Below are 16,982 nucleotides of genomic sequence, written 5' to 3'. Positions count from 1 at the left end.
TCACCCCACCCGCCCCAACCGTCACCGTAGCCGTCGCTCCCGGCCTCGCCGTCGCCCTCACTGAACCCGAGCCACTCGCTCGCGCGCCGGCTGCGGCGCGCGGCCAGCTGTGCGCAGCGCTGTCCGGAACGCTGCATGCCCGTGCGGAGCAGCCAGAGGGCGATCACGAAGACCCAGCCGAATATCGCGCCGGTGAGGAAGACCTGCGCAGTGGTGGTCTGGACTCCGACGCCCAGGAACACCAGGTGGTCGTCACCGGTGCTCGAGGCCGCCACCCCGGTGGCGATCATGACCACGAGGCCGAGCAGCCCCAACGCGACGGCGATCATCGGCGGACCGCCTTTCGGTGGGTGGGTCGGATCCGGTGGGACGGCTGCTCAGGACCAACGACTGCTCAGGATCAGCGGCTGATCGGCTGCTCAGGGCCAGCGGTTGGCCGGGGACTCCCGGCGTCCGGAGCCCATCGCGGTGTCGTCGGCCGCGGCCCGGCTGTCGTCCTCCTGCCAGCGGCCGACCGGCTCGACGTCGCTGTCCGAGTCGAGGATCCACACGCTGTCCACGTCGGCCCGCGAGCGGCGCCACCACAGCAGGCCGACGGCACCGGCCGCGCCGAGCGCCATCAGGCCGATCGGGGCGCGGCTGCGGCGGGCCGCCGTCACGGCTGCCAGCGGCATGACGCCGGCCATGCGCGCCATCGGCGAGGGCTGCGGGGCGCCGTGCCGGATGACGTGCCAGGCCGCGCCGCCCCGGGACGCCGCCTCGGCGGCCATCGGGCGGGCGCGCTCGGCCATGGGACGGGCCCGCTCGGCCATCACCGCGGCGGCGATCGACGCGCGGTCCGCGACCTGGTGCGCGACCACCGCGGCGCGGTCGGCGACCTGCTGCGCCGTGTCCTGCGCGGTACCGGCGGCGCTCATGGCCGCGGTCTGGGCGGTCCCAGCAGCACCGGACACCGAGTGGGCGGCGCCGGAGGTCCGGTCGCGGACGGCACAGCGCACGCGCTCCAGACGGCTCTGCGGCACCTCGTGACTGAACGGCATCCTCATCGCGCCTCTCCCTCACATCGCCTGTTCACCGCCGCATCCGACCAAGGCCGGCCAACGCTGTCCGGCGGCCCCGCCGGGCAGCGCCGCCGGAAGCAGGGTCGACCTGGCAAGCGGCTCGAATTCGTGCCTGCCCGGCCGCCCCGCCGGACAACCTCACGCAGGGCCATTGGGGCTACTCAGAGGGTGAGTGAGCTTCCGTGCGAGGATGGAGAGCGTCCATACGACAGAAACCGAAAGGCAACAGACTGTGGCCGAGAACCTGTACGCCACCATCAAGACCAACCACGGCGACATCGTCGTGCGGTTGCTTCCGGACTTTGCTCCGAAGACCGTCGCCAACTTCGTGGGTCTGGCGGAGGGGACCCGGGAGTGGACGCACCCCGAGACCAATGTGAAGTCGACGACGCCGCTGTACGACGGCACGATCTTCCACCGGATCATCCCGCAGTTCATGATCCAGGGCGGTGACCCGCTGGGCCAGGGCTTCGGCGGCCCCGGCTACGTCTTCGACGACGAGCCGCACCCGGACCAGACCTTCAACGACCGCGACTACCTGCTGGCGATGGCCAACGCGGGGATCCGCAACGGCAAGGGCACCAACGGCTCGCAGTTCTTCATCACCGTGCCGACCCCGCGCCGCCCGACCCACCTGAACGGCAAGCACACCATCTTCGGCGAGGTCGTGGACCCCGACAGCCGCAAGGTCGTGGACCAGATCGGGGCGGTGCCGACCGGCGCGCAGGACCGGCCGCTGCAGCCGGTCGTGATCGAGAGCATCACGATCGAGCGCCGCGAGGGCTGATCGTCTTGTACCGCGGGGTGCGGAGGAAACTCTGTGCCCCGCGTGTTCGTTTCCTCTACATTCGAACCGGCCGATCGAAACCGGACCCGTCCACCCGTCTCCCCAGCCGTCAACGGGACGCTTCGCGTCGCTGTACCTAAAGAGGACCACCGTGACGATGCCGCCAGGCAGCCCAGGCAGCCCTCCCGTGCCGGCCACCGACCTCCCGACTTGCTACCGGCACCCGGAGCGGGAGGCGCAGATCCGCTGCACCCGCTGCGAGCGCCGGATCTGCCCGGAGTGCATGGTCCCCGCCTCGGTCGGCTTCCAGTGCCCGGACTGCGTGCGCGGCGGCAACCAGCAGGTGCCCAAGGCCCGGACCCCGTTCGGCGCGGTGCTGCGGCCCCGGGTGGTCCCCGTGGTCACCTACAGTCTGATCGCGCTGAACTTCGTGATGTTCGGCCTGCAGCACATCGTCGGCACCTCGCAGGTCGGCGCGGCCGGCGGCGGGGTGTTCCAGGTCAACACCCTGGACATGCGGCTGGAGCTGATCGCCAAGGGCACCTGGGTGGACGGCCAGCCGATAGGCGTGGCCAACGGCGAGTGGTACCGCCTGGTCACCTCGATGTTCCTGCACGCGAACCTGGTGCACATCGCCTCGAACATGATCTCGCTGTTCTTCATCGGCCCGATGCTGGAGGCGATGCTGGGCAAGCTGCGGTTCGTGCTGGTCTACCTGATCGGCGGGCTGGCCGGGGCGGTCACGTCCTACTGGTTCATGACCCCGCTGAGCCCGGCGAGCCTGGGCGCCTCCGGGGCGATCTCCGCGGTGTTCGGCTGCCTGGTGGTGATCGGGCTGCGGCGCAAGATCCTGGACCCCGGGATGATCGTCGTGGTGCTGGTGATCAACATCGTGATCCCGCTGCAGAACACCAACATCGACTGGCGCGACCACGTCGGCGGCGTGGTGGCCGGGGCGCTGATCGGCGCGGTCTACGCCTTCGCCCCGGAGCTCATCCGGGCCCTGGGCAAGGCCAGGGCGCCCCGTGAGCAGCAGGTGCGGCTGCTCAACGGGCTCGGCTTCGGCACCATGGCGCTGGTGCTGGCCCTGGCGATCGCCGGGACGGCCGTGCACAGCGCACACCTGAACGACCCGGCGAACCGTACGCGCACCGGTGACGGCGCACCGTACTCACCCGGCCTGACCAGGGTCGTCACCGACGTTCCAGACAGTTATCCACAGGCGTCCGGCACTTATCCACACTGGGGATAAGCCTGTGGATGTTGTGTTAGGCAGCGATCGGGCACGGTCGGTGACGACGGCGACGCAATGCGCGCGGCGCTACTTCCACTTCATGGACGCGATGAAGCCGGTGATGATCAACCCGAAGCCGACGGCCATGTTCCAGCCGTGCAGCGCGGACACCGGGTACGTCATGTTCGACAGGTAGTACACCACTATCCACAGCAGGCCAAGCACGAAGCACCCGACCATCAGCGGCAGTACCACCCGGTTCCCGGTGTCCAGCTTGATCGGCTGCCTCTTGTCCGGCGGCGGGGTGTACGCGGCCTTCTTGCGGACCTTCGACTCGGGCACGGTTCACTCCTGGATTGCTCGGCTGCTGTGCGGCCTCGATCGGGCATGCGACAGTGTGCGTCCGATAGCGTATCCGCCATGGCGTCAGGGCGCGATCAGCTGGACGAACCCGCATCGGCGGACGGCCCGGAGCCGACCCGGCGGGCGGCCCCGGTTCCCGCCCGCGAGCCGGCCCGCGAGCCCGCCCCGGAACCGGTCCGGCGGCGGCCCTCCCGGGTGGCCTGGCACACCGGTGTGGTGCTGGTGTTCGCCCTCGCCGGCGCGCTGTTCCTGACCGCCCGCGACACCGCCGACGGCCAGGGCGACATCCGCCCGGACCGCGGCGCGCAGCTCTCCGACGTGATCCGCGCCCAGAACACGCACAACCAGCAGCTCACCGAGCAGGTGGCGGCGCAGCGCGCGGACCAGGACGCCCTGACCCGCGGCCAGAGCGCCGACGCCCGGGTGAAGGCGGCCCAGGCCCAGGTCGACTCGCTGTCCGGCCCGGTGGCCCTGACCCCGGTCACCGGCTCGGCCCTGACCGTGACCCTCAACGACGCCCCGCCGAACGCGCAGCCCGCCGCCGGGGCCCCCGCGGCGCAGCCGGACTGGCTGATCATCCACCAGCAGGACGTGCAGGCCGTGGTGAACGCGCTCTGGGCCGGCGGCGCGACCGGGATCCAGCTGATGGACCAGCGCCTGGCGCCGACCTCGGCCGTGCGCTGCGTGGGCAACACGCTGCTGCTGCAGGGCCGCGTCTACTCCCCGCCCTACGCGATCACCGCCGTCGGCGACCCGACGAAGATGCGCGCCGCGCTGATGGCCGCCCCGGCCGTGCAGACCTATCTGGAGTACGTCAACGCCTACGGGCTCGGCTGGGACGTGAAGGCACGCGATCGAGTGACGCTGCCGGGCTACACCGGACCGCTCGACGTGTCGTTCGCCTCCGTGGCCCCCTGAAGCCGACAAACTGGCGGAATGTGGGCAGAGCGTGCACGAACGGCGATCCGATCCGTCGGTGAGATCCTGATCACGCTCGGCGTCGTGCTCTTCCTGTTCTGCGCCTACCAGCTCTTCTACACCAACGTGATCGCGGACGAGGCGATGAAGTCCGAGGTGTCGGACCTGCACAAGCTGTGGGCCGCGCAGCCGCCGACGCCCCGCTCGGCCGCCGCAGCCGGCTCGGCCGCCTTCACTGCCGCAGCCGGCCTCGGGCCCTTCGACACCGCCGACAGCCACGGCACCTCCGGCGAGGCCTTCGCGATCCTGCACATCCCCCGGCTCGGCGACAAGTCGATCCCGGTCCTGCAGGGCACCTCCCTGGACCTGCTGGGCCGCGGCGTCGGCCACTACAAGGACTCGGCGCTGCCGGGACGGATCGGCAACTTCGCGGTCGCCGGGCACCGCAAGACGCACGGCGAGCCCTTCCGCTACCTCGACGAGATGCGCGCCGGCGACCTGATCGTGGTGGAGACCGCGGACACCTGGTTCACGTACCGCGAGGACCGCGACCCGTTCATCGTCGATCCGACCGACCTGGCCGTGGTCGCCCCGGTCCCCGACCACCCCGGCGAACCGGCCTCCCAGAAGCTGATCACCCTGACCACCTGCAATCCGTGGTGGGCCTCCACGCAGCGCATGATCGTCACCGGCACGCTGATCGCCCAGCAACCGCGGTCCGCGGGGGAGCCCCCGGCGTTGACCGTGAACACCCCCAAGTTCCAATAGGACTCTGGTAAAACCTCATAGAGACCTCTATAGAGAAGTCTGTAGAGATCTGTAGAGAGAGGAGCAGGCGATGTACGCGTTTCTGTGGCGGCACCTTCCGGGGCCCGTCTACCTGAAGGTGCTCATCGCCCTGGCCTCCGCCGCCCTGATCGTGGTGCTCCTGTTCGGCTGGATCTTCCCGTGGATCGAACCGCTGATGCCCTTCAGCGGCAACACGGTCTCGCGATAGCGCCTCCCCTCGGGCCGGTAGGCTCACGGCATGGCAGCGCGGATCCTGGTCGTCGACAACTACGACAGCTTCGTCTACAACCTCGTTCAGTACCTGTACCAGCTCGGCGCGGAGTGCGAGGTGGTGCGTAACGACGCGATCGGCGTCGAGGCCGCGCACGACTACGACGGCGTCCTGCTCTCTCCCGGCCCGGGCGTCCCCGAAGAAGCCGGCGTGTGCGTCAAGATGGTCGGCTACGCCGAGGAGCACCGCATCCCGGTCTTCGGCGTCTGCCTGGGCCTGCAGTCGATCGCGGTCGCGCACGGCGCAGTGGTCGGCCGCGCCCCGGAACTGCTGCACGGCAAGACCAGCACGGTCACCCACGACGGCCTGGGCGTCTTCCAGGGCCTGGCGGACCCGTTCACGGCCACGCGCTACCACTCGCTGGCCGTGGAGCCCGGGACGCTGCCCGAGGACCTGCTCGTCAGCGCGCGCACCGACTCCGGCGTCATCATGGGCATCCGCCACCGCGAACTCCCGGTGGAGGCCGTGCAGTTCCACCCCGAGTCGGTCCTGACCGAGGGCGGCCACCGGATGCTGGCGAACTGGCTGACCGTGTGCGGCGACGCCGGGGCGGTGGAGCGCTCGGCCGGCTTGGCACCGGTGGTGATCGGCGCGGCCAACTGAGGACCGTCCCCAGAACACAACACAAAGCCCCGCGCGGAAGGTTCCGTGCGGGGCTTCGCTATAGCGAAGCGGCTAGTTGCCGCCGCCCTTCTTGGTCGTCGTCGGGCTGCTCGGGCACAGCTGCGGAGCCAGGAGGCACGCCGGGTTGCTCGTGTTCGTCTGGCCCGGGTTGCCCGGCCCAGTGGACGTCTGCGTCGAGGGACCGCCCTGCTGACAGGTCGGATCCGCCGGGTCGCAGGTCGTCTGCTGGGTGCTCGGCGGCGTGGTCGGCGGCGGCTGCGGCGCGAAGTAGACCACGATCGCCGTGTCCTTGGTGTACGGCCCGTCCGGCAGGTTGATCCGGGTCACGTTGCCCGGCTGCTGGTTGTTGGCCGAGGTGTCCTGCGTCGGTGTGACGTTGGTGAAGCCCTGGGACTTGATCTGCGACACGACGCTGCCGGACGGCTGGCCGACCAGGTTCGCGGCGGTGAGCTGGACCGTGGGCTTGCCGGTGGAGACGGTCCAGCCGATCTGGACCTTGCTCGTGTCCTGCTGGGTCCCGTCGATGACCGCGCTGTTGTTGCCGAGGTCGACCACGTGGATGATGTAGCCCTTCTGCACCGTGGGGTCGGCCTGCGGCGACCCCACGGCGTTGGTCAGATCGAAGTGGGCACCAGTCAGGTACGCCTTCAAGTTGGCCTCCGTCCACCCGTTGAGGATGGCCGTGGCCGGCACCTTGCCCAACTGCGGGCCGAGCGACAGGCAGTAGGTGATGGGTGCGGGCTTCTGGTAGTTGCCGTTGGCCGTCGGGGTCTGGGCGATGATCGTCCCGAGCGGGGACGAGTGCAGGTCGATGTTGGCCGGGCAGGCCTTGCCGTCGCCGGTCAGGGTCCATCCGGCGTTTTCAGGCTTGGCCAGGATCGCCTGGGCCTGCTGCAACGTGTTCGCCCCGACACCGAAGTCCGGCACGGCCTTGGAGTTGTTGTTTCCGCCGGACTTCAGCAGCGACTTCGCCAACAGGATCGCGGCGATGACCGCGGCGATGCCGGCGATGGCCAGGATGATGTACCCGGTCTTGCCGCTCTTCTCCGGCTCCGGAGGACGGCGCGGCTCGGGGCGGCGCGGCGGGCCGGCCGGCGGCCGGCCGGCCGGACCGTTCCCGTACTCGTCGTCGTACCCGGGCGTCGCGGGCTGGTAGCCGGCCGGCACGTCGACCGCGGGCATCGCCCGGGTCTGGCCGACCGCGGCCGCCGCGCCCACCTGGCGCGGGTCCAGCCGCTGGGTCGGCATGTTCGCCGGTCCCAGCACCGCGGTCTGCGCCTCGGTGGGCCGGCCGTCCAGCACCCGCTCGATGTCCGCGCGCATCTCGGTGGCCGACTGGTAGCGCTGGTCGGCGCTCTTGGCCAGCGACTTCAGCACCACCGCGTCGATCGCCGGGCTGATCTCGGGATCGTAGGAGGACGGCGGCTGCGGCTCCTCGCGCACGTGCTGGTAGGCCACGGCCACCGGGGAGTCGCCGACGAACGGCGGCCGGCCGGTGAGCAGCTCGAACATCAGGCAGCCGGTGGAGTACAGGTCGCTGCGGGCGTCCACGGTCTCGCCCTTGGCCTGCTCCGGCGACAGGTACTGCGCGGTGCCGATGACCGCGGCGGTCTGCGTCATCGTCATGCCGTTGTCGGCCATGGCGCGGGCGATGCCGAAGTCCATCACCTTCACGGTGCCGGACCGGGTCAGCATGATGTTCGCCGGCTTGATGTCCCGGTGGATGATGCCGTTGCGGTGCGAGTAGTCCAGGGCCTGCAGCACGCCGGCGGTGATCTCCAGGGCCCGCTCCGGCAACAGCCGGCGGCCGGAGTGCAGCAGGTCGCGCAGCGTGGAGCCGTCGGCGTACTCCATCACGATGTAGGGGACCGAGACATGGTTCTCGAAGTCCTCGCCGGTGTCGTAGATCGCCACGATCGCCGGGTGGTTCAGGGACGCCGCGGACTGCGCCTCGCGGCGGAACCGCGCCTGGAAAGTGGGGTCCCGGGACAGGTCGGCGCGCAGGGTCTTCACGGCCACCGTGCGGCCCAGCCGGGTGTCGCGGGCCATGAAGACCTCGGCCATCCCGCCTCGGCCCAGCACGGAGCCCAGCTCGTACCTGCCGCCGAGCCGCCGCGGCTGTTCCGCCCCGGGGTAGGTTCCGGACATCTCATCGCTCCAGCTCATCGATCGCCACCCGGTGGCGGCGGTGGCGACATCGTCTCAGTCGAAAACTTGCTTCCGGCAGTATCCCCCGAACCGGGTCCGGCGCCAGTCCGCGCTCCGGAATCCCACCGGACCTTCCCGCCACCCGAGCGAGCCGGTCCGACATCCCGCCCCTGAAGGCGGCTCACTTCCGCGTCAGCTCACTCCCAGTGCCGCCTTCAATACCGCGTCGGCCGTGGGACCTGCGAACCCGACACCGCTGATGTCGCCGCGGATGTTGGGGTTGTTGGTCTCGACCATCACCGCCACCGCGACCTTCTTGCCGTTGGCCGTGCCGTAGCAGATGAACCAGGCCAGCGGGTTCTGGCCCTGGGCCCGCTGCGCGGTACCGGTCTTGGCGCCCATGTGGACGCCGGACACGGCGGCGTTCTGGGCGGTGCCGTTCGCGACCACGTTCTGCATCATGTCGTCGAGGGTGCCCGCGGTCGCCGGGCTCATCGCCTGGCTGAGCACGTGCTGGTGGTCCGACCCCTTGTAGGTGACGTGCCCGTTGGGCGCGGTCTCCTTGTCCACCAGGTAGGGCTGCATGATGGCGCCGCCGTTGGCCACCGAGGCCGCTATCATCGCCGCCTGCAGCGGGGTGACCTGGGTGTCGCCCTGGCCGATGGAGTCCTGGGCCAGCGCCAGCTGGTTGCTGCCGACGGCGGTCGGCGACGGGAAGCTCGACTGGGCCACCGACAGCGGGATCTTCAGGCTCGGGTCGTTGAACCCGAACTTCGAAGCGTAGGTGGACATGATCTGTGGGCCGAGCTGGGCACCGACATAGCCGTAAACGGAGTTGCAGGATTGTGCCAGTGCCGTCTTCAGGTCTGTGCCCGGACACTGCGCGCCGTTCTCGTTCGTCAGGGTGTAGCCGGAGCCCGGGACAGAGTAGCCGTTGGCGTCCGCGCCGGTCGGGTTGCTCTCCTGGTACTTGCCGGAGTCCAGTGCGGCGGCCGCGGTGACGACCTTGAAGATCGAGCCGGGCGGGTAGTTCTCCTGGATCGCGTGGTTCAGGTTCGGCTTGCTCTTGTCGTTCTCCAGCGCCTTACCGGCCGCACCGGAAGTGTCGCTGTCGTTGGACGCTATCCCGTTCGGGTCGAAGCTCGGCGAGGAGTACATCGCCAGGATCGCGCCGGTGGTCGGGTCCAGGGCGACCACCGAACCCTGCTTGCCCTTCAGCCCGGCGATCGCCGCCTGCTGCACCGGGTTCTGCAGCGTCAGCTGGACGTCGCCGCCCTTCTTCGACTTGCCGGTCAGCGTGTCCATGAAGTTCGCCACGGACTCGGAGCTGTCCGTGCCCTTCAGGAACTTGTCGAGGGACGACTCGATGTCGGTGGCGCCGTAACCGATCGACTTCCAGCCGGTGATGTTGGCGTAGTCCGACTTCAGCGGGTACGTGCGCTGGTACTTGTACGAGATCCCGCCGGAGGGCACTGATTCGGCGATGACGGTGCCGTCGGCGGTGAGGATCTGGCCGCGCGGATAGGCGAAGGCGTCCAGGATGTTGCGCTGGTTGCCGCTGCGCGCCTTGTAGCTGTCCGCATTGACCACCTGCAGATAGTTGGAGCTGACCAGCAGGCTGGCGATGAGCAGGAAGCAGAACAGGGCCACCCGCCTGATCGGCTGGTTCACGGTCCGTACCTCCGCTCCGGCGGACCCGGCCGGCCGGCCGCGTCACCCGGGGTCGCCCCGGGCGGCGGCGTCGGGCGGGTCCGCACGTCGTCGTCTTCGTCCTCTTCGAACGCCGGGATATAGGACTCCGTCTGACCCGGTTCCGGTTCCGGCCTCGGCCCGGATGTGGCCTGCATCGCCTGCGTCGCCTCCGCTGCGCGCAGCATCGTCTGCTCTCCGTAACCGCGGGGCTGGGAGGGGACGGCCTGCGTGACGTCGGCCGCACTGGCCGAACCGGCGGCGCCGGCGGGACGGACGGGCATCGCCTGCGTGGGATCGGCCGCGCCCGGGGGCGTCGGGCCGCCGGGCTCACCCGGGCCGAAACCCGTCTTCCCGAGCCCTGTCTGTCCCAGTCCGGTCTGTCCGAGACCGCTCTGGCCCAGACCGGGCTGCGCCAGCGGGTGCGGACTCTGCGGACCGTCGGGGCCCTGCGGCGCCGCCGGCTGGGCGTGCCGCCCCTGGACCGCGTTCGACGGCATCCGCTGGGCGGCCGCCAGGCGCATGGCCCGCAGCTCGTCGTCGGTCAGCGGGATCGCCGGCGGCAGCGGCCGCCGCGCGGAGTCGGACAATCTGATCAACAGCGCGACCACGACCCAGTTCGCCACCAGCGCCGAACCACCGGCGGCCAGGAACGGCATCGGCAGACCGGTCAGCGGGATGACGCGCATGACGCCGCCGGCGGTGATGAACACCTGCAGCGCGAACGTCACGGCCAGACCGGCGGCCAGCAGCTTGCCGTAGTTGTCGCGGATCAGCAGCGCGGTCTTGAAGCCGCGCATCACGAACAGCGTGTAGACCATCATCAGCGCGAACAGCCCGACCATGCCGAGCTCCTCGCCGACCGTGACCAGGATGAAGTCCGCGTTCTTGGCGAACCCGACCAGCCAGGGCCGGCCCTGGTCCAGGCCCTTGCCGAAGATGCCGCCGGTGGCGAAGCCGTAGATGGACTGCGAGATCTGGTCCGAGGGGCAGTTCTTCGGGGTCGGGATCGAGTTGGCGCAGATCTCGCCGTTGAACGGGTGCAGCCAGTTGTCCACGCGCTGCTTGACGTGCGGCACCGTAGTGGCGATGAACACGGCGCCGCCGATGAACGCGGTGAGGCCGAAGACCAGCCACGAGGTCCGCTCGGTCGCGATGTACAGCAGCACCACGAAGGCGCCGAAGAACATCAGCGAGACTCCGAGGTCGGTCTCGAAGACCAGGATGAGCATCGCCAGCACCCAGCAGACCGCGATCGGCCCCATGTCCCGGCCGCGCGGGATGTTCAGGCCGAGCACCCGGCGCGAGGCCACCCGCAGCGCGTCGCGCTTGGCCATCAGGAACGCCGCGAAGAACGAGACCAGCAGCAGCTTGCCGAACTCGGCGGGCTGGACCGAGACCCCGCCGGGGAAGCGGATCCAGCTCTTGGCGCCGTTGGCGCTGGAGATCGAGGCCGGCAGCACGGCCGGGATGGCGACCAGGAACAGCCCGGAGACCATCGAGATGTAGGCGTAGCGCTGCAGGATCTTGTGGTCCTTGACGAACAGCAGGAAGCCCGCCATCGCGGCGATGCCGAGCGCGGTGTACATCAGCTGGTTCGTCGTCGACCCGGCCGGCGGGATGTGGAACTTCACCGGGTTGGCCTTGTGCAGCGCCTGGTAGTGCTCGGAGTCGTAGATGTCCAGGCGGTGGATCAGCACCAGGCCGATGCCGTTGAGGAAGATCGCCAGCGGCAGGAACAGCGGGTCCGCGTACGGCGCGGCGTAGCGGATCAGGCCGTTGGCGACGAGCACCACCGCCGCCAGGCCCGCGCCGACGCCCCACATGCCGGCCGGCAGCTTGCCGTTGTCGGCCAGGCCCACGTTGGCGTAGGCGAACATGGCGACCGCCACCGCGAACAGACTGAGCAGGAGCTCGGTGTTGCGGCGCTTGGGGATCAGGGGTTCTTCGGGCCGGGGCGGGGCGGCTGACATCGACACTGCTAAGGACCGTCCGTTGTTCCGGCGCAGTACGCCTTCATCTGTGGGTCGTCACCTTGCTGCGACGGGGGCGTCGTGGTCGGCGACGAGGGATTCTGGGGCTCCGGCGATCCCTGCTGGCCGCCGCCGGAGGCGGAGGAGCCGGTCGGGTTCCCGGGCGCGGTGCTGCTCGGCATGGTGGAGGCCGGACCGTTCGCCAGCGGCGCGCCCTGCTTGGACTCGGTCGGCGGCGAGGACGGGGCGAGGTTCTGCTGCGGCACCGCTTGTGGCACCGCTTGTGGCACTGCTTGCGGCACTGCTTGCGGCACTGCTTGCGCCGCCACGGAGCCGGCCGCCGGTTTGACCGACGTGGCGGCGTGCTGCGGCTGGCTCTGGATGGCCGGCTGGCTGTGCCGGTAGTCGGTGCAGGACTTGGCCGCCGCACGGTACTGCTCCAAGTACGCCAGCGCGGCGTCCTTGGAGCTGAAGGACTGGGTCTTGTACAGGTCCGCGCGCTTGCTCTGCGGGACCGCGTTGATCCACAGCGGGCCCGCGGACAGCGACTCCTGCGACGACGCGAACGACAGCTGCGACATGCCCTGGTACAGCAGCACCTGCTTGTTGTCCGAGGACGGCGTCACGTAGTACTGCCCCTGGCTGTACACGTACGCACCGCCCGCGGCGGCGGCCAGCACCACGACGACCGCTCCGGAGATGAGCAGGCCCTTCTTGCTCCGCTTGGCGGGCGCCGGGGCACGCGGACCGCCGGGCACGCCATCCGGGCCCCCGTAGGCCTCGCCGGGATGACGCGGCAGCCCGAGATGCTGGTTCTCCACGCCGGGCATGCCGCCGCGCTGCCCGGGCAGCGGATCCATCTCGGCGGTCTGCGCGGAGGGGTCGTACTGCGGCGCCGCGGTGGCCACCGGCCCGCCCGGATGCTCGGCGGTCATCTGTTGGTTCTGTTGGTTCTGCTGGTTCTGCTGGTTCTGCTGGCCGCGCCGGGAGCGCAGGCGCGCGGCTCGGCCGGCCGGGTGGTTCTGCGGGAACTCGTCCTGCTGACCGCCCCCGGGGCCGGGCCCGCCGGTGGCCGGGGTGCTGAACCGGGGCAGCTGCTCCACGCCCTCGCTGGCCGCGCCGACCACCACCGGGGTCAGCGACCCCAGCATCTGGGTGGACTCGTTCGGGTTGGTGCCGGGGATCGCCCCGTCGTCGAGGGTGTCGGCGACGATGCAGGTGATGTTGTCCGGGCCGCCGGCCCGCAGCGCCAGCTCGATCAGCGTGTCCACGGCCTGCTGCGGGTCCGCGTAGGCGGCCAGCGTCTCGGCCAGTGTTTCCTGTGAAACAAATCCTGACAGGCCGTCAGAACACAGCAGATAGCGGTCGCCGGCGTAGGCGTCGAAGGTGCCGATGTCCGCCTCGACCTGCGTACGGCCGTCCAGGACGCGCATCAGCAGGGAGCGCTGCGGGTGGTGCCCCGCCTCCTCCTCGGTGATCCGGCCCTCGTCGATGAGGCGCTGCACCCAGGTGTGGTCGGCGGTCATCTGCTCCAGCAGGCCGTCGCGCAGGCGGTAGGCGCGGGAGTCGCCGACGTGCACCATGCCGAAGCGGCCGCCGGACCACAGCATCGCGGTCAGCGTGGTGCCCATGCCCTCCAGCTCCGGGCGCTCGGCCACGATGGCGCGCAGCCGCTCGTTGGCCGCCACCACCGCGCCGCCCAGCAGCGCCAGGTCCGGCTCGCCGAGCGTCGGGTCGGGGGCCGAGTGCGGGTGCCCGGACTCACGGGCGGCCAGGTCGTGCTGGGAGATGTGCAGGGTCTGCTCGTTCTCCGGCACGCCTGCGGGCCCGGAAGCCGCCGGACCGCCGGGCAGCGGCTGGCCGCCCTGCATCACGGGCAGCTCGCCGGTCCCGGACAGCAGATCCTCGCCGCCCGGCGTGTCCAGCCGCGAGACCGTCGTCATCACGACGGCGCTGGCCAGCTCGCCGGCCGCGGCGCCACCCATGCCGTCGGCGATCGCGAGCAGGCGCGGGCCGGCGTAACCGGAGTCCTCGTTGCCCTCCCGGATCAGCCCGACATGGGAGCGGATCGCGTACCTGAGCACAAGAGCCATCTGGCACCTCTCCTTATGCCTATGCGCGCAACTCGAGCACGGTCTTGCCGATGCGGATCGGGACACCGATCTGTGCCACGGTCGGCGCGTTCAGCTTCGTCTGCCCGAGGAAGGTGCCGTTGGTGGAGCCGAGGTCTTCGACTATCCACTGCCCGGAGGCGTCCGGATAGAGCCGGGCGTGCCGGCTGGAGGCGTAGTCGTCGTCCAGCACGATGGTCGAGTCGTGCGCCCGGCCCATCGTCACCTGCTGGCCGCTGGTGATGTTGACGGTGGTGCCGGCCAGCGAGCCGCCGACCACCACCAGCCGGGTGGGCATGGGCGGGCCGCCGCGGCGGGCGCCGGGCTGGTAGGGCGCGCGGGCGCCGCCGCCGCGGGTGGCGACCGCCTGGGTCGTCGCCGCGGCCGCGGCCTTGGCCGCCTTGGCCTGCTGGCGCTTGCTCGTCCGGGACCCGTAGAGGTCGGAGCGCATGACCCCGACCGCCGAGAACACGAACAGCCACAGCAGCACCAGGAAGGCGAGCCGAATTACCGTGAGGGTCAGCTGGGACATCTGTAGTGGGTCCGCCTCGCCCTAACCCTGTTGCCTGAAGATGATGGTGGTCGTGCCCAGGTGGATGACCGAGCCGTCGCGCAGGGGAGCCTGCGTCACGTGCTGGTTGTCCACCACGATGCCGTTGGTCGAGCCCAGGTCCGAGACGTACGAGGGCGTCCCGATCCGGATCTCGGCGTGCCGGCGCGACACCGACGGGTCGTCCACCCGCAGGTCCACGTCGGTCCCCCGGCCCATGGTGGTGACCGGCTTGGTCAGCATGTGCCGCGCGCCGTTGATCTCCACCCAGCACTGGGTCTGGGACTGCGGCGGCGGCGCGTACTGCTGCTGCTGCCCCCCGGGCGGGCCCCAGCCGGCCTGCTGCGGCGGCGGCTGGCCGTACGGGTCGTACCCGCCCTGGTCGTAGCCGCCCTGGCCGCCGGGAGGCGGAGCGCCCCAGCCGGGCTGGGGACCGCCCTGCCCCTGCGGGGGCGGCTGCGGGGCACCCCACGGCGCGGGCTGCGGCACCGGGTTCGGCGGCGGCACGGGCTGCAGTCCGCCGGGACCCTGCGGGCCGCCCGGGCCCTGGGGTCCACCGGGGCCCTGCGGGCCCTGAGGGCCGCCTTGGTATGGGGGAGGCTGGCCGTAGGGATCATAGCCCTGGGGCTCGCCTTGCATCTGAGACACGGGCACCACTCCTGCCAACGCCTGACTTTGGATCCGGAACATCCCCGTGTCGAGATCGGCCGCGCGCGCGAACTTCACCTCGACTGGTCCGACGAACATATAGCGCTGTTCCGCACCGTACTCGCGGACGAGTTCGGCGAGTTCGGCGCCCAGGGGACCGGCGTAGGTCGCCAGCCGCTCGTAGTCCACGCCGCCCAACTCGACCGTGAAGTCGTTGGGCACCATGGTGCGTCCCTGGCTGACTATGGCCGCCCGGTCGTCGCACTCGCGCTGCAGCGCGGACGCGATCTCGACCGGCTGGACCTCGGACTTGAATGCCTTGGCGAAGGCGCCGTTGACCAACCCTTCGATGCGTCGCTCGAACCGCTGTAGGACTCCCACGGACACCCCCTTCCGGCGCGCCAGCCTAGCGTTGACCGGCCTCGCAGACCATTCTGTCGTGCAACGCACCCTCGCCGGGGCGCTGCCGTCGTCGGACCCACGGTCACGCGCACCGTCCGCCGCCTGCGACGTCCGCTCCGCGTGCCTGTTACGGATGAGATCGTAACCACCCCGTCCCCCGCTGCGTACCCACATCGCCGCGAGATCAGCCGCACGGCCGTGCCCGCGCAGCTCAGCGAGCCGCCCGAAAGCGGCGACGGCGAGCAGCGCGAAGCCGGCCGGAGACCGGGAGGTGAACACCCTCTCGTCACAAGGACGTGCGACACCCCTCGCCGGTTCCCACCGGATTCGGACGCGCCGAACCGGGAGATCACCGGACGTACCGGGATGTGATGAGCACTGCCTCGGAGGCTGCCGCCATATTGGCCAGAGCGACCTCCGCCGCGTGCTAATCTTTGTGCAGCAAGAGCGAGCGCGAGTGGCGGAATAGGCAGACGCGCACGGTTCAGGTCCGTGTGCCCGAAAGGGCGTGGGGGTTCAACTCCCCCCTCGCGCACTTGTGAGTCGGAAGTCAGGCTCGGTTCCGGTGATGATCACCAGGGAATCGGGCCTCTTCTGTTTTTCCGACACTGCTTCTGACACTGCTTCCGGCGCGGTTTCCGGAACTGTCACGGAGGCCCGGTCGCACCCGGCGAATTGCGCGATCGAAATCACATTTTCCACCCGTCCGGCCGAACGCCGCCGAACGGGTGATCGAGTTCGGACACTCGGGGATAGCACTTACGGTCGAGTCCGTAGCTCCCCGTGGCGCGCCAGCACCCACTGCCACGTCTCGCGCCCCAGCCCCGTCTCCATACTCACCAACTCGTCGACCAGCGGGACGAAACCGGCCTCGGCGAGGTGGCGGGTGTTCGTCGCGGGGTCGTGGCTGGCGAAGAACATCGGGACGCCGAGCCAGGGCTCGACGTCGTCGGCCGAGCCGCCGCGGCCGAACGAGGCCAGCAGGAGGCCGCCGGGCCGCAGCCACCGGCCGATCGCGGCCAGGAGCGGCTGCTGCTCGGCGCGGGGGATGTGGTTGAAGCTGTAGAAGGCCGTGACGGCGTCGAACGAGGCCTCGGGCAGCTCCAGCCGCGTCATGTCGGCCTTCTGGAAGCCGGCGCGCGGCACCCGCTGCGCGGCGAGCGCCAGCTGGCCGGCCGAGATGTCCACGCCGAGTACGTCAAAACGTTGAGCCAGCAGGACCGTGGCGGGGACGCCGGCGCCGCATCCGAGTTCGAGGACGCGGGCGCCGTCGGCGAGGTGGTTCCCCAGTTCGCCGACGAAGCGGACCCTCGGATCGTCGGGTACGGCTTCGCCGAACGTGGACAAGTACTCCGCGGCCACGGCATCGTATCCGGACTCGATGATCGCCTTCGGGTCAGAGCTCACGCGCGTC

The 16,982-nt window shown here is 70.4% G+C and carries 15 protein-coding genes, 1 tRNA gene and 1 pseudogene; 7 read left to right on the top strand and 10 right to left on the bottom strand.

Translation table 11 applies throughout. The annotated features are described in order from the left end of the window. Together GWK61_RS28430 and GWK61_RS28425 are read right to left on the bottom strand one after the other, a co-directional pair. Positions 1-329 (bottom strand): hypothetical protein (locus tag GWK61_RS28430; RefSeq protein WP_194913338.1); only part of this gene is annotated, 329 nt, incomplete at its 3' end. A gap of 90 nt (positions 330-419) precedes the next feature. Beyond that, positions 420-1,046 (bottom strand): hypothetical protein, encoded by a 627-nt coding sequence (locus GWK61_RS28425; RefSeq protein ID WP_194913337.1) that lies wholly within the window; start codon positions 1,044-1,046, stop codon positions 420-422. A gap of 247 nt (positions 1,047-1,293) precedes the next feature. Between GWK61_RS28425 and GWK61_RS28420 the strand changes: the two genes are divergently transcribed. Both GWK61_RS28420 and GWK61_RS28415 read left to right on the top strand, forming a co-directional pair. Then, a complete protein-coding gene (locus GWK61_RS28420; protein ID WP_369125621.1) occupies positions 1,294-1,848 on the top strand; it encodes a peptidylprolyl isomerase in 555 nt (184 codons plus the stop codon). Positions 1,849-2,005: 157 nt separating this feature from the next. After that, positions 2,006-3,100: a rhomboid family intramembrane serine protease gene (locus GWK61_RS28415; protein WP_194913348.1), complete on the top strand. Its 1,095-nt coding sequence runs from the start codon at positions 2,006-2,008 to the stop codon at positions 3,098-3,100. Positions 3,101-3,169: 69 nt separating this feature from the next. Here the strand turns inward: GWK61_RS28415 and crgA are convergent, their stop codons facing one another. Continuing rightward, positions 3,170-3,424, bottom strand: coding sequence for a cell division protein CrgA (gene crgA, locus GWK61_RS28410; RefSeq protein ID WP_194913332.1), 255 nt, complete (start codon positions 3,422-3,424; stop codon positions 3,170-3,172). Positions 3,425-3,502: 78 nt separating this feature from the next. Here crgA and GWK61_RS28405 point away from each other — a divergent pair, with 78 nt between their 5' ends. From GWK61_RS28405 to GWK61_RS28390, 4 genes are all read left to right on the top strand, one after another. Then, positions 3,503-4,363, top strand: a complete 861-nt coding sequence (locus GWK61_RS28405; RefSeq protein WP_194913329.1) for a DUF881 domain-containing protein — start codon at positions 3,503-3,505, stop codon at positions 4,361-4,363. 18 nt (positions 4,364-4,381) lie between these two features. After that, positions 4,382-5,131, top strand: a complete 750-nt coding sequence (locus GWK61_RS28400) for a class E sortase (RefSeq protein WP_194913317.1) — start codon at positions 4,382-4,384, stop codon at positions 5,129-5,131. Between the two features lie 70 nt (positions 5,132-5,201). After that, complete coding sequence (locus GWK61_RS28395; RefSeq protein ID WP_194913315.1) at positions 5,202-5,360, top strand: hypothetical protein; 159 nt, start codon at positions 5,202-5,204, stop codon at positions 5,358-5,360. Positions 5,361-5,390: 30 nt separating this feature from the next. Further along, the gene (locus tag GWK61_RS28390) at positions 5,391-6,026 is read left to right on the top strand and encodes an aminodeoxychorismate/anthranilate synthase component II (protein WP_194913313.1); all 636 of its coding nucleotides are present in this window, start codon (positions 5,391-5,393) and stop codon (positions 6,024-6,026) included. A 72-nt stretch (positions 6,027-6,098) separates the two neighbouring features. Here the strand turns inward: GWK61_RS28390 and pknB are convergent, their stop codons facing one another. The 6 genes and pseudogenes from pknB to GWK61_RS28355 all read right to left on the bottom strand — a co-directional run bounded on the left by pknB (position 6,099) and on the right by GWK61_RS28355 (position 15,547). Continuing rightward, positions 6,099-8,195, bottom strand: a complete 2,097-nt coding sequence (gene pknB, locus GWK61_RS28385) for a Stk1 family PASTA domain-containing Ser/Thr kinase (RefSeq protein WP_194913312.1) — start codon at positions 8,193-8,195, stop codon at positions 6,099-6,101. A 192-nt stretch (positions 8,196-8,387) separates the two neighbouring features. Next, the gene (locus GWK61_RS28380; protein ID WP_194913310.1) at positions 8,388-9,866 is read right to left on the bottom strand and encodes a peptidoglycan D,D-transpeptidase FtsI family protein; all 1,479 of its coding nucleotides are present in this window, start codon (positions 9,864-9,866) and stop codon (positions 8,388-8,390) included. Positions 9,867-10,414: 548 nt separating this feature from the next. Further along, positions 10,415-11,857 (bottom strand): annotated as a pseudogene (locus GWK61_RS28375) (FtsW/RodA/SpoVE family cell cycle protein); the annotation flags it as partial. Positions 11,858-11,865: 8 nt separating this feature from the next. Beyond that, a complete protein-coding gene (locus GWK61_RS59840; RefSeq protein WP_323747795.1) occupies positions 11,866-13,950 on the bottom strand; it encodes a PP2C family protein-serine/threonine phosphatase in 2,085 nt (694 codons plus the stop codon). A gap of 19 nt (positions 13,951-13,969) precedes the next feature. After that, positions 13,970-14,500: an FHA domain-containing protein FhaB/FipA gene (locus tag GWK61_RS28360; protein WP_194913308.1), complete on the bottom strand. Its 531-nt coding sequence runs from the start codon at positions 14,498-14,500 to the stop codon at positions 13,970-13,972. A gap of 21 nt (positions 14,501-14,521) precedes the next feature. Beyond that, positions 14,522-15,547, bottom strand: coding sequence for an FHA domain-containing protein (locus GWK61_RS28355; protein WP_194913307.1), 1,026 nt, complete (start codon positions 15,545-15,547; stop codon positions 14,522-14,524). A 472-nt stretch (positions 15,548-16,019) separates the two neighbouring features. Between GWK61_RS28355 and GWK61_RS28350 the strand changes: the two genes are divergently transcribed. After that, positions 16,020-16,103, top strand: a tRNA-Leu gene (locus tag GWK61_RS28350). Positions 16,104-16,327: 224 nt separating this feature from the next. On the opposite strand, the gene GWK61_RS28345 is transcribed toward GWK61_RS28350, so the two are convergent. Continuing rightward, positions 16,328-16,975, bottom strand: coding sequence for a class I SAM-dependent methyltransferase (locus GWK61_RS28345; RefSeq protein ID WP_194913301.1), 648 nt, complete (start codon positions 16,973-16,975; stop codon positions 16,328-16,330). Positions 16,976-16,982: the final 7 nt, after the last annotated feature.

This window comes from Catenulispora rubra (assembly GCF_015356825.1).
Lineage (GTDB): Bacteria > Actinomycetota > Actinomycetes > Streptomycetales > Catenulisporaceae > Catenulispora > Catenulispora rubra.
Note: the sequence above shows the minus strand (reverse complement) of the source record. Positions and strands in the feature narration are given on the sequence as shown.

Excerpts from the sequence above, each read along its gene's own strand:
- GWK61_RS28425 (WP_194913337.1), bottom strand. The coding sequence starts at position 1,046 with ATGAGGATGCCGTTCAGTCACGAGGTGCCGCAGAGCCGTCTGGAGCGC.
- GWK61_RS28415 (WP_194913348.1), top strand. The coding sequence starts at position 2,006 with ATGCCGCCAGGCAGCCCAGGCAGCCCTCCCGTGCCGGCCACCGACCTC.
- GWK61_RS28405 (WP_194913329.1), top strand. The coding sequence starts at position 3,503 with ATGGCGTCAGGGCGCGATCAGCTGGACGAACCCGCATCGGCGGACGGC.
- GWK61_RS28400 (WP_194913317.1), top strand. The coding sequence starts at position 4,382 with ATGTGGGCAGAGCGTGCACGAACGGCGATCCGATCCGTCGGTGAGATC.
- GWK61_RS28395 (WP_194913315.1), top strand. The coding sequence starts at position 5,202 with ATGTACGCGTTTCTGTGGCGGCACCTTCCGGGGCCCGTCTACCTGAAG.
- GWK61_RS28390 (WP_194913313.1), top strand. The coding sequence starts at position 5,391 with ATGGCAGCGCGGATCCTGGTCGTCGACAACTACGACAGCTTCGTCTAC.
- pknB (WP_194913312.1), bottom strand. The coding sequence starts at position 8,195 with ATGTCCGGAACCTACCCCGGGGCGGAACAGCCGCGGCGGCTCGGCGGC.
- GWK61_RS59840 (WP_323747795.1), bottom strand. The coding sequence starts at position 13,950 with ATGGCTCTTGTGCTCAGGTACGCGATCCGCTCCCATGTCGGGCTGATC.
- GWK61_RS28360 (WP_194913308.1), bottom strand. The coding sequence starts at position 14,500 with ATGTCCCAGCTGACCCTCACGGTAATTCGGCTCGCCTTCCTGGTGCTG.